This is a genomic window from Pseudomonas sp. TE21394 (genome assembly GCF_054057835.1).
This window is the reverse complement of the sequence record NZ_JBSRZR010000001.1, coordinates 1,234,559-1,247,226: the sequence shown is the minus strand read 5'-3', so window position 1 is coordinate 1,247,226 and position 12,668 is coordinate 1,234,559. Positions and strand designations below refer to the sequence as shown.

5 protein-coding genes, 2 tRNA genes and 3 rRNA genes are annotated in these 12,668 nt (G+C 57.1%); all 10 read left to right on the top strand.

Annotated features, from left to right (window positions below; translation table 11 throughout):
* Window positions 1-76 precede the first annotated feature (76 nt).
* A complete protein-coding gene (locus ACVWZT_RS05800) occupies window positions 77-1,423 on the top strand; it encodes an aminotransferase class III-fold pyridoxal phosphate-dependent enzyme (RefSeq protein WP_457468549.1) in 1,347 nt (448 codons plus the stop codon).
* A 73-nt stretch (window positions 1,424-1,496) separates the two neighbouring features.
* Window positions 1,497-2,990, top strand: a complete 1,494-nt coding sequence (locus ACVWZT_RS05795; protein ID WP_296235557.1) for a CoA-acylating methylmalonate-semialdehyde dehydrogenase — start codon at window positions 1,497-1,499, stop codon at window positions 2,988-2,990.
* A 558-nt stretch (window positions 2,991-3,548) separates the two neighbouring features.
* Window positions 3,549-5,085: ribosomal RNA gene (locus ACVWZT_RS05790) — 16S ribosomal RNA — on the top strand.
* A gap of 84 nt (window positions 5,086-5,169) precedes the next feature.
* Window positions 5,170-5,246, top strand: a tRNA-Ile gene (locus tag ACVWZT_RS05785).
* A 24-nt stretch (window positions 5,247-5,270) separates the two neighbouring features.
* A tRNA-Ala gene (locus ACVWZT_RS05780) sits at window positions 5,271-5,346 on the top strand.
* A gap of 249 nt (window positions 5,347-5,595) precedes the next feature.
* Window positions 5,596-8,487 (top strand): 23S ribosomal RNA (locus ACVWZT_RS05775).
* 134 nt (window positions 8,488-8,621) lie between these two features.
* Window positions 8,622-8,737: ribosomal RNA gene (gene rrf, locus ACVWZT_RS05770) — 5S ribosomal RNA — on the top strand.
* The 16S, 23S and 5S rRNA genes sit together here with 2 tRNA genes alongside, the layout of an rRNA operon.
* A 165-nt stretch (window positions 8,738-8,902) precedes the next feature.
* Window positions 8,903-9,562, top strand: a complete 660-nt coding sequence (locus tag ACVWZT_RS05765; RefSeq protein WP_296231942.1) for a paraquat-inducible protein A — start codon at window positions 8,903-8,905, stop codon at window positions 9,560-9,562.
* The gene (locus tag ACVWZT_RS05760) at window positions 9,549-10,172 is read left to right on the top strand and encodes a paraquat-inducible protein A (RefSeq protein WP_296231941.1); all 624 of its coding nucleotides are present in this window, start codon (window positions 9,549-9,551) and stop codon (window positions 10,170-10,172) included. Before ACVWZT_RS05765 ends, ACVWZT_RS05760 begins: the two co-directional genes overlap by 14 nt.
* Entirely contained in the window at window positions 10,165-12,465 is a 2,301-nt protein-coding gene (locus ACVWZT_RS05755; RefSeq protein ID WP_457468546.1) for an MlaD family protein, read from the top strand. The genes ACVWZT_RS05760 and ACVWZT_RS05755 overlap by 8 nt, the downstream gene beginning before the upstream one ends.
* The last annotated feature ends 203 nt before the right edge of the window (window positions 12,466-12,668 follow it).

Sequence of the window (12,668 nt, the reverse complement as noted above, 5' to 3'; positions counted from 1 at the left end):
TTTCAGACTTTATCGCCGTGCCACTTTAGCTGCAACAACATCCATCGTTGCCTAGTCGTCTTCCGAGGAACCGCCGATGAACATGCCCGAAACCGCTACCGCCGGTATCGCCAGCCAGCTCAAGCTGGATGCCCACTGGATGCCCTACACCGCCAACCGTAACTTCCAGCGCGACCCACGCCTGATCGTGGCGGCCGAAGGCAACCACCTGGTCGATGACAAGGGGCGCAGGGTCTTCGATGCGCTGTCGGGGCTGTGGACATGTGGCGCAGGGCATACCCGCAAGGAGATCACCGAGGCGGTAGCACGTCAGGTCGGCACCCTGGACTACTCTCCGGCCTTCCAGTTCGGCCACCCGCTGTCGTTCCAGCTGGCCGAGAAGATCACCGAGCTGACCCCGGGCGACCTGAACCACGTGTTCTACACCAACTCCGGTTCCGAGTGCGCCGACACCGCACTGAAGATGGTGCGCGCCTACTGGCGCCTGAAAGGCCAGGCGACCAAGACCAAGATCATCGGCCGTGCCCGCGGCTACCACGGCGTGAACATCGCCGGCACCAGCCTGGGGGGGGTCAACGGTAACCGCAAGCTGTTCGGCCAGTTGCTGGATGTCGATCATCTGCCTCACACCGTGCTGCCGGTGAATGCCTTCTCCAAGGGCTTGCCGGAAGAGGGTGGCATCGCCCTGGCCGAGGAAATGCTCAAGCTGATCGAACTGCACGATGCGTCCAACATCGCTGCCGTGATCGTCGAGCCACTGGCGGGTTCCGCCGGCGTACTGCCGCCGCCCAAGGGTTACCTGAAGCGCCTGCGCGAAATCTGCACCCAGCACAACATCCTGCTGATCTTCGACGAAGTGATTACCGGTTTTGGCCGCATGGGCGCAATGACCGGTGCCGAAGCCTTCGGCGTGACCCCGGACCTGATGTGCATCGCCAAGCAGGTAACCAACGGCGCCATCCCGATGGGCGCGGTTATCGCCAGTAGCGAGATCTACCAGACCTTCATGAACCAGCCGACCCCGGAATACGCCGTGGAATTCCCGCATGGCTACACCTACTCGGCCCACCCGGTGGCTTGCGCCGCCGGTATCGCGGCACTGGACCTGCTGCAGAAGGAAAACCTGGTGCAGTCGGCTGCCGAGCTGGCGCCGCACTTCGAGAAGCTGCTGCACGGCGTGAAAGGCACGAAGAACATCGTCGATATCCGCAACTACGGCCTGGCCGGTGCCATCCAGATCGCTGCCCGCGATGGTGATGCCATTGTTCGTCCGTACGAAGCGGCGATGAAGCTGTGGCAGGCCGGCTTCTATGTGCGCTTTGGTGGCGACACCCTGCAGTTCGGCCCAACCTTCAACACCACGCCGCAGCAACTGGACCGCCTGTTCGACGCCGTGGGCGAGACCTTGAACCTGATCGACTGATCTGTCCGATTCTGAGGCCAGGCACGCGAGCAGTTCGCGCGCCTGGCTCAACCTTCTTTATCTGGAGTTTTGCATGAGCATTGTTCAGCACCTGATCCACGGCGAACTGGTTACCAAGGGTGAACGCAGCGCCGATGTCTTCAACCCGTCCACTGGCCAGGCTGTGCGCAAGGTCGAGCTGGCCAGCCGCGCAACCGTGCAGCAGGCGATCGACTCGGCCAAGGCAGCCTTCCCGGCGTGGCGCAACACCCCACCGGCCAAGCGCGCCCAGGTCATGTTCCGCTTCAAGCAGCTGCTGGAACAGAACGAAGCCCGCATTGCGCAGATGATCAGCGAAGAACACGGCAAGACCCTGGAAGACGCTGCCGGCGAACTGAAGCGTGGCATAGAGAATGTCGAGTTCGCCTGTGCAGCGCCAGAAGTGCTGAAAGGCGAGTACAGCCGCAACGTCGGCCCCAACATCGACGCCTGGTCCGACTTCCAGCCGCTGGGTGTGGTTGCCGGTATCACCCCGTTCAACTTCCCGGCCATGGTGCCGCTGTGGATGTACCCGCTGGCCATCGCCTGCGGTAACGCGTTCATCCTCAAGCCTTCCGAGCGGGACCCGAGTTCGACCCTGTACATCGCCCAACTGCTGCATGAAGCTGGCCTGCCGAACGGCATCCTCAACGTGGTGCATGGCGACAAGGAAGCGGTGGATGCGCTGATCGAAGCGCCGGAGGTGAAGGCCCTGAGCTTCGTCGGTTCGACCCCGATCGCCGAGTACATCTATGCCGAGGGCACCAAGCGTGGCAAGCGCGTGCAAGCCCTGGGCGGCGCCAAGAACCACGCAGTGCTGATGCCCGATGCCGACCTGGACAATGCGGTCAGCGCGCTGATGGGCGCGGCCTATGGTTCTTGCGGCGAGCGTTGCATGGCCATTTCGGTAGCGGTGTGCGTGGGTGATCAGGTGGCCGATGCGCTGATTGCCAAGCTCGAACCGCAGATCAAGGCATTGAAGATCGGTGCTGGCACCTCGTGCGGCCTGGACATGGGACCGCTGGTGACTGCTGCCGCTCGCGACAAGGTGGTGGGCTACATCGATGAGGGGGTTGCTGCCGGCGCCAGGCTGGTGGTGGATGGTCGTGGTTACCGAGTGGCCGGTAATGAGGATGGCTATTTCGTAGGTGGTACGCTGTTCGACAACGTGACGCCGGAGATGCGCATCTACAAGGAAGAGATCTTCGGCCCGGTACTGTGCGTGGTGCGCGTCAACAGCCTGGAACAGGCCATGCAGCTGATCAACGACCACGAATATGGCAATGGCACTTGCATCTTCACCCGTGACGGTGAAGCGGCGCGCCTGTTCTGCGACGAGATCGAAGTGGGCATGGTCGGTGTGAACGTACCGTTGCCGGTGCCGGTGGCCTACCACAGCTTCGGTGGCTGGAAGCGCTCGCTGTTCGGTGACCTGCATGCCTATGGCCCGGACGGGGTGCGTTTCTATACCCGTCGCAAGGCGATTACCCAGCGTTGGCCGCAGCGGGCCAGCCATGAGGCTTCGCAGTTTGCCTTCCCTAGTTTGTAAATAATGAACAGGAAGCGGGGAGGCCGTCAGGCCTCCCCGCTTGTTTTTCAGGAACGTTAAAGTTTCTTGAAATTAAAGGTTGACGCGATTTCGAATGCCCTTATAATGCGCCCCACTTCCAGCAACATCGGAACGAAAAACTCCTTGTTCATCAATGGGTTAAGTAGTTGCGGAAAAGCTGGAGGGGCTACGGTCGAATGATCGCAGCGGTCGAGATGAAGCTTGACAGCGGTTTTGGACGCTGTATGATTCGCCTCCCGCTACGAGCGATCGCAGCGAGTCAAGTGTTTGAAGCTAAACGAGTTTCTCGCGAAAAACTTCAAAATAAACGCTTGACAGGCAGTGAGGAAAGCGTAGAATGCGCGCCTCGGTTGAGACGAAACGCTCTTGACCAAACGCTCTTTAACAAATCGAATCAAGCAATTCGTGTGGGTGCTTGTGAGTACGGGTTGATAGTCACAAAGATTATCAGCATCACAAGTGGCCATGCGAGAAATCACATAGTCATTTGAGATTGCTGAGCCAAGTTTAGGGTTTCTTAAAAATCCAAGCAGTATTGAACTGAAGAGTTTGATCATGGCTCAGATTGAACGCTGGCGGCAGGCCTAACACATGCAAGTCGAGCGGATGACGGGAGCTTGCTCCTTGATTCAGCGGCGGACGGGTGAGTAATGCCTAGGAATCTGCCTGGTAGTGGGGGACAACGTTTCGAAAGGAACGCTAATACCGCATACGTCCTACGGGAGAAAGCAGGGGACCTTCGGGCCTTGCGCTATCAGATGAGCCTAGGTCGGATTAGCTAGTTGGTGAGGTAATGGCTCACCAAGGCGACGATCCGTAACTGGTCTGAGAGGATGATCAGTCACACTGGAACTGAGACACGGTCCAGACTCCTACGGGAGGCAGCAGTGGGGAATATTGGACAATGGGCGAAAGCCTGATCCAGCCATGCCGCGTGTGTGAAGAAGGTCTTCGGATTGTAAAGCACTTTAAGTTGGGAGGAAGGGCAGTAAGTTAATACCTTGCTGTTTTGACGTTACCGACAGAATAAGCACCGGCTAACTCTGTGCCAGCAGCCGCGGTAATACAGAGGGTGCAAGCGTTAATCGGAATTACTGGGCGTAAAGCGCGCGTAGGTGGTTCGTTAAGTTGGATGTGAAAGCCCCGGGCTCAACCTGGGAACTGCATCCAAAACTGGCGAGCTAGAGTACGGTAGAGGGTGGTGGAATTTCCTGTGTAGCGGTGAAATGCGTAGATATAGGAAGGAACACCAGTGGCGAAGGCGACCACCTGGACTGATACTGACACTGAGGTGCGAAAGCGTGGGGAGCAAACAGGATTAGATACCCTGGTAGTCCACGCCGTAAACGATGTCAACTAGCCGTTGGAATCCTTGAGATTTTAGTGGCGCAGCTAACGCATTAAGTTGACCGCCTGGGGAGTACGGCCGCAAGGTTAAAACTCAAATGAATTGACGGGGGCCCGCACAAGCGGTGGAGCATGTGGTTTAATTCGAAGCAACGCGAAGAACCTTACCAGGCCTTGACATGCAGAGAACTTTCCAGAGATGGATTGGTGCCTTCGGGAACTCTGACACAGGTGCTGCATGGCTGTCGTCAGCTCGTGTCGTGAGATGTTGGGTTAAGTCCCGTAACGAGCGCAACCCTTGTCCTTAGTTACCAGCACGTCATGGTGGGCACTCTAAGGAGACTGCCGGTGACAAACCGGAGGAAGGTGGGGATGACGTCAAGTCATCATGGCCCTTACGGCCTGGGCTACACACGTGCTACAATGGTCGGTACAGAGGGTTGCCAAGCCGCGAGGTGGAGCTAATCTCACAAAACCGATCGTAGTCCGGATCGCAGTCTGCAACTCGACTGCGTGAAGTCGGAATCGCTAGTAATCGCGAATCAGAATGTCGCGGTGAATACGTTCCCGGGCCTTGTACACACCGCCCGTCACACCATGGGAGTGGGTTGCACCAGAAGTAGCTAGTCTAACCTTCGGGGGGACGGTTACCACGGTGTGATTCATGACTGGGGTGAAGTCGTAACAAGGTAGCCGTAGGGGAACCTGCGGCTGGATCACCTCCTTAATCGACGACATCAGCCTGCTGATGAGCTCCCACACGAATTGCTTGATTCATTGTAAAAGACGATGTTGCACGTGACCCTGTTATAGGTCTGTAGCTCAGTTGGTTAGAGCGCACCCCTGATAAGGGTGAGGTCGGCAGTTCAAATCTGCCCAGACCTACCATTACATGGTTCAGCCGTAGAATACGGGGCCATAGCTCAGCTGGGAGAGCGCCTGCCTTGCACGCAGGAGGTCAGCGGTTCGATCCCGCTTGGCTCCACCACTTTCTGCTGTTGTGAAATTGTTGCACTTGATCAAACTCAGAAATGAACATTCGCATCGAATGTTGATTTCTGGCTTTTGTCAGATCGTTCTTTAAAAATTCGGATATGTGATAGATATAGACTGATGACCAGTTTCACTGCTGGTTATCAGGCTAAGGTAAAATTTGTGAGTTCTGCTCGAAAGAGCAACATGCGAATTTTCGGCGAATGTCGTCTTCACAGTATAACCAGATTGCTTGGGGTTATATGGTCAAGTGAAGAAGCGCATACGGTGGATGCCTTGGCAGTCAGAGGCGATGAAAGACGTGGTAGCCTGCGATAAGCTTTGGGGAGTCGGCAAACAGACTGTGATCCAGAGATCTCTGAATGGGGGAACCCACTCAGCACAAGCTGAGTATCTTGTACTGAATACATAGGTGCAAGAGGCGAACCAGGGGAACTGAAACATCTAAGTACCCTGAGGAAAAGAAATCAACCGAGATTCCCTTAGTAGTGGCGAGCGAACGGGGACCAGCCCTTAAGTTGGTTTGAGATTAGTGGAACGCTCTGGAAAGTGCGGCCATAGTGGGTGATAGCCCCGTACACGAAAATCTCTTGTCAATGAAATCGAGTAGGACGGAGCACGAGAAACTTTGTCTGAACATGGGGGGACCATCCTCCAAGGCTAAATACTACTGACTGACCGATAGTGAACCAGTACCGTGAGGGAAAGGCGAAAAGAACCCCGGAGAGGGGAGTGAAATAGAACCTGAAACCGTATGCGTACAAGCAGTGGGAGCCTACTTTGTTAGGTGACTGCGTACCTTTTGTATAATGGGTCAGCGACTTATATTCAGTGGCGAGCTTAACCGAATAGGGGAGGCGTAGCGAAAGCGAGTCTTAATAGGGCGTTTAGTCGCTGGGTATAGACCCGAAACCGGGCGATCTATCCATGGGCAGGTTGAAGGTTAGGTAACACTGACTGGAGGACCGAACCGACTACCGTTGAAAAGTTAGCGGATGACCTGTGGATCGGAGTGAAAGGCTAATCAAGCTCGGAGATAGCTGGTTCTCCTCGAAAGCTATTTAGGTAGCGCCTCATGTATCACTCCAGGGGGTAGAGCACTGTTTCGGCTAGGGGGTCATCCCGACTTACCAAACCGATGCAAACTCCGAATACCTGGAAGTGCCGAGCATGGGAGACACACGGCGGGTGCTAACGTCCGTCGTGAAAAGGGAAACAACCCAGACCGTCAGCTAAGGTCCCAAAGTCATGGTTAAGTGGGAAACGATGTGGGAAGGCTTAGACAGCTAGGAGGTTGGCTTAGAAGCAGCCACCCTTTAAAGAAAGCGTAATAGCTCACTAGTCGAGTCGGCCTGCGCGGAAGATGTAACGGGGCTCAAACCATGCACCGAAGCTACGGGTGTCATCTTTGATGACGCGGTAGAGGAGCGTTCTGTAAGCCTGTGAAGGTGAGTTGAGAAGCTTGCTGGAGGTATCAGAAGTGCGAATGCTGACATGAGTAACGACAATGCGAGTGAAAAACTCGCACGCCGAAAGACCAAGGTTTCCTGCGCAACGTTAATCGACGCAGGGTTAGTCGGTCCCTAAGGCGAGGCTGAAAAGCGTAGTCGATGGAAAACAGGTTAATATTCCTGTACTTCCAGTTATTGCGATGGAGGGACGGAGAAGGTTAGGCCAGCCTGGCGTTGGTTGTCCAGGTTTAAGGTGGTAGGCTGGAATCTTAGGCAAATCCGGGATTTCAAGGCCGAGAGCTGATGACGAGTTGCCTTCAGGCGACGAAGTGGTTGATACCATGCTTCCAAGAAAAGCTCCTAAGCTTCAGATAACTGGGAACCGTACCCCAAACCGACACAGGTGGTTAGGTAGAGAATACCAAGGCGCTTGAGAGAACTCGGGTGAAGGAACTAGGCAAAATGGCACCGTAACTTCGGGAGAAGGTGCGCCGGCGAGGGTGAAGGACTTGCTCCGTAAGCCCATGCCGGTCGAAGATACCAGGCCGCTGCGACTGTTTATTAAAAACACAGCACTCTGCAAACACGAAAGTGGACGTATAGGGTGTGACGCCTGCCCGGTGCCGGAAGGTTAATTGATGGGGTTAGCGCAAGCGAAGCTCTTGATCGAAGCCCCGGTAAACGGCGGCCGTAACTATAACGGTCCTAAGGTAGCGAAATTCCTTGTCGGGTAAGTTCCGACCTGCACGAATGGCGTAACGATGGCGGCGCTGTCTCCACCCGAGACTCAGTGAAATTGAAATCGCTGTGAAGATGCAGTGTATCCGCGGCTAGACGGAAAGACCCCGTGAACCTTTACTATAGCTTTGCACTGGACTTTGAATTTGCTTGTGTAGGATAGGTGGGAGGCTTTGAAGTGGGGACGCCAGTTCTCATGGAGCCATCCTTGAAATACCACCCTGGCAACTTTGAGGTTCTAACTCAGGTCCGTTATCCGGATCGAGGACAGTGTATGGTGGGTAGTTTGACTGGGGCGGTCTCCTCCCAAAGAGTAACGGAGGAGTACGAAGGTGCGCTCAGACCGGTCGGAAATCGGTCGTAGAGTATAAAGGCAAAAGCGCGCTTGACTGCGAGACAAACACGTCGAGCAGGTACGAAAGTAGGTCTTAGTGATCCGGTGGTTCTGTATGGAAGGGCCATCGCTCAACGGATAAAAGGTACTCCGGGGATAACAGGCTGATACCGCCCAAGAGTTCATATCGACGGCGGTGTTTGGCACCTCGATGTCGGCTCATCACATCCTGGGGCTGAAGCCGGTCCCAAGGGTATGGCTGTTCGCCATTTAAAGTGGTACGCGAGCTGGGTTTAGAACGTCGTGAGACAGTTCGGTCCCTATCTGCCGTGGACGTTTGAGATTTGAGAGGGGCTGCTCCTAGTACGAGAGGACCGGAGTGGACGAACCTCTGGTGTTCCGGTTGTCACGCCAGTGGCATTGCCGGGTAGCTATGTTCGGAAGAGATAACCGCTGAAAGCATCTAAGCGGGAAACTTGCCTCAAGATGAGATCTCACTGGAACCTTGAGTTCCCTGAAGGGCCGTCGAAGACTACGACGTTGATAGGTTGGGTGTGTAAGCGCTGTGAGGCGTTGAGCTAACCAATACTAATTGCCCGTGAGGCTTGACCATATAACACCCAAGCAATTTGCTGACGCAGATTGCGGTGGTGAAGATGATACGAACCGAAAGTTCGCAACGAACCACGAACATCACATATCCGGATTCGCTGGAGTGTCTACCAGGACCTTCTGGCAACAGAATTTCTTGACGACCATAGAGCATTGGAACCACCTGATCCCATCCCGAACTCAGCAGTGAAACGATGCATCGCCGATGGTAGTGTGGGGCTTCCCCATGTGAGAGTAGGTCATCGTCAAGATTCATTTCGCAAAACCCCTATCTGCGCAGGCAGGTAGGGGTTTTGTCTTTGTCACGCAAAAAAACCTGCATGCATGGTCCCGTGTGGGAGCGCGCCCGCTCCACACCTCCCACAATCCGGGCAAGCACACTAGAATAGCCCCACGCACCTATTCAGAAGCGCTATATGCCCAATCCTGTCGAACCCGAATCATTGGCACGCTTGCCGCTGGAGGAGCTTGTCGCCTGCCATGAATGCGACCTGCTGCTACGCAAGCCCGTACTCCAGCACGATGAAAAGGCCCTGTGCCCGCGCTGCGGCTACGAGCTGTACGCCCACCGGCACAATGTGGTCAACCGTAGCCTGGCGCTGGTACTGACGGCGCTGCTGCTGTTTGTGCCGGCCAATTTCCTGCCAATCATGCAGCTGCATCTGCTTGGCCAGACATCAGACGATACCGTCTGGAGCGGCGTGCTGGGCCTGTACAACTCGGAAATGCGTGGCGTGGCTGTCGTGGTGTTTCTCTGCAGCATGGCCATACCCTTGGCAAAGCTCCTCTGCCAACTGGCCGTACTGTTGAGCATCCGGCTGAACATCGGGCGCGATTACGGCTTGCTGTTCTACCGCATCTATCACCACTTGCGTGACTGGGGCATGCTCGAGGTTTATTTCATGGGCGTGCTGGTGGCCATCGTCAAGCTTGTTGACCTGGCCGAACTCACCGTAGGCCTGGGGCTGTTCTGCTTCATCAGCCTGTTGTTGATCCAGGTATGGCTTGAAGTGGTGATGTCGCCGCACCAGATCTGGAGTGCGCTATCGGGGGAAGATCTGCATGCGGGCGATTGATGCGGGCATTCTGGTCTGTAATGAATGTCACGAGCTGAACCGGCAAGAGCCGGGCAGCGCTTCACAAACCTGTACACGCTGCGGTGCCATCGTGCATGCCCGTCGCCCGAACAGCATCGTGCGTACCTGGGCGCTGCTGATCGCTGCATCGATCTTGTACATCCCGGCCAACATGTTGCCGATCATGACCGTGAGTACGCTCGGCCAAGGTAGCCCCGACACGATCATGTCCGGCGTCATCACCTTGCTCAAGCATGGCATGGTGCCCATTGCTGCCGTGGTGTTCATTGCCAGCATCCTGGTGCCCACCTTCAAGCTGGTGGGAATCGGCCTGTTGTTGTATTCCGTTCAGCGGCGGCAGCCGCTTTCGGCGCGGCAACGGATATTGATGTACCGCTTCATCGAATTCATCGGACGCTGGTCCATGCTGGATATCTTTGTCATCGCCATCCTGGTGGCGGTGGTGAATTTCGGCCGAATCGCCAGTGTCGAAGCCAACCTGGGCGCTGTCGCCTTTGCAACTGTGGTGATTCTGACAATGCTTGCTGCTTTAACTTTCGATCCCCGACTGATCTGGGATAACACGGAGTCGGATGACGACCATGAGTGACCTGCCAACGGCTAAAACCCGCCCTGCCTCGAACTGGTCGGCCATCTGGATCCTGCCTTTGATCGCCTTGATGATCGGTGGTTGGCTGGCGTGGCAGGCTTACCGTGATGCCGGCGTGGAAATTGAAGTCCGCTTCGAGTCGGGCGAGGGGATCGTCGCCAACAAGACCGAGGTCATCTACAAGGGCATGCCGGTCGGCAAGGTGACCCGCTTGGTGCTGGACGCCAAGGGCGAGAACCAGGGGGTGATCGCCACCATCGAGATGAACAAGGCCGCCGAACCCCACCTGACCAAAGGCACGCGCTTCTGGCTGGTCAAGCCAAGTGTCAGCCTGGCGGGTATTTCCGGTCTTGAAACACTGGTGTCCGGTAACTACATCGCCGTCAGCCCGGGAGAAGGGGAGCGTACCAAGCGCTTCACTGCGTTGAAGGTGGCGCCGCCGTTGTCGGACACCGAGCCGGGCCTGCACCTGACCCTAAAGGCCGACCGGCTCGGTTCACTCAACCGTGACAGTCCGGTGTTCTACAAGCAGATCCAGGTTGGCCGGGTGAAAAGCTATCGCCTCTCCGACGACCAGAGCACCGTCGAAATCAAAGTCTTCATCGAGCCGGCATACGCCAGCCTGGTGCGCAAGCACACGCGTTTCTGGAACGCCAGCGGCGTCAGCATCGATGCCTCGCTGTCGGGGGTGAAGGTGCGCAGCGAGTCGCTGTCGAGCATCGTGGCTGGTGGTATCGCCTTCGCCACGCCGGAACATCGCCAGGACAGCCCGCCCACAGACCCCAGCCTGCCGTTCCGCCTGTATGAGGACTTCGATGCGGCCCAGGCCGGTATCCGCGTGAAGCTGAAGCTAAGCGATTATGAGGGCCTGCAGGCGGGCCGTACGCCGGTCATGTACAAGGGGATCCAGGTCGGCTCGCTGAAAACCCTGAAGATGGAAGACAACCTGGCCAGCGCATCGGCCGAATTGACGCTGGACCCATTGACCGAGGACTACCTGGTCGAGGGTACGCAGTTCTGGGTGGTCAAACCATCGATTTCGCTGGCGGGTATCACTGGCCTGGAAGCACTGGTCAAAGGCAACTACATCGCTATCCGTCCCGGCGAGAAAGGCGCACGTCCCGAGCGCGAGTTCGAGGCCCGCGCCAAGGCGCCGCCACTCGACCTCAAGGCGCCTGGCCTGCACATGGTGCTGTTCGCCGACACCCTGGGTTCGCTGGAGATCGGGAGCCCGGTGATGTACCGCCAGGTGAAGGTGGGTAGCGTGCAGAGCTACCAGTTTGCGCGTAACAGCAACCGCATCCTGATCGGCGTGCATATCGAGAAGGAATACGAAAAGCTGGTCAACGGCTCGTCGCGCTTCTGGAACGTCAGTGGTATCACCCTCACCGGTGGCCTGTCGGGCATCAAGATCAAGAGTGAGTCGCTGCAGACGCTGATGGCCGGTGGTATCGCCTTCGACACGCCGCGACCCAATGTGGCGCTCAAGCGTCATATTCCGCGCTTCCGTCTGCACGACAGCCAGGAGGCGGCCAACCGTGCAGGCACGCTGGTCACCATCCGCGTCGACCGTGCCGATGGCCTGAAGCCGGGCACGGCAATCCGCTTCCGCGGCCTGGATGTAGGCAGCGTCGAGAGCGTCGACCTCACCACTGACCTGCAGGCGGTGTTGCTGCGGGCGCGCATTACCGAGGCAGCGAACCGTATTGCCCGGGTCGGCACGCAGTTCTGGGTGGTCAAGCCGGCCTTTGGCCTGGTGCGTACACAGAACCTAGATACCCTGGTTGGCGGGCAATACCTGGAAGTGCAACCGGCAACCAAGGACCGCGGCCCGCAGCATGACTTCATCGCGCTGGCCGAAGCCCCGCAAGTGGCAGGGCCGGAAGTCGGCCTGCCGTTGACGCTAAGTGCCCCGCGTCGTGGTTCGATCAAGCCGGGTGTACCGGTTACCTACCGCGAAGTAGCGGTGGGCAAGGTGACGGGCTTCGAGCTGGGCCAGAATGCTGACCGCGTGCTGATCCATATCCTGATCGAACCGCGCTATGCGGCACTGGTGCGCAACGGCAGTCGTTTCTGGAACAGCAGTGGCTTCGGTTTCGACTGGGGGCTGTTCAAGGGGGCTACGGTGCGTACCGAGTCGGTGGAAACCCTGATCGACGGTGGTATTGCCTTCGCCACGCCGGATGGCGAGCAGATGGGTAACCCGGCGCGGCCGCAGCAGACCTTCGCCTTGTTCGACCAGGCCGAAGAAGAATGGCTGAAATGGGCGCCGAAGATCCAGATAGCCAAGTAATACCGGGCTAACGCAGGCATGCCTCATTTTGCAGGAGCGGGCTTGTGTCGCGATGGGGCTGCCTAGCAGCCCCTCAACTGCAGCTGCAATGCCTATGCTGCAGCCCGATCATGACCCAAGTCCGCTCCTGCAAAAAGCGGTGCGGCGATGGGTTGGTGCTGAAGCACAAATCGCAGGCAACAAAAAACCGACCCTAGGGTCGG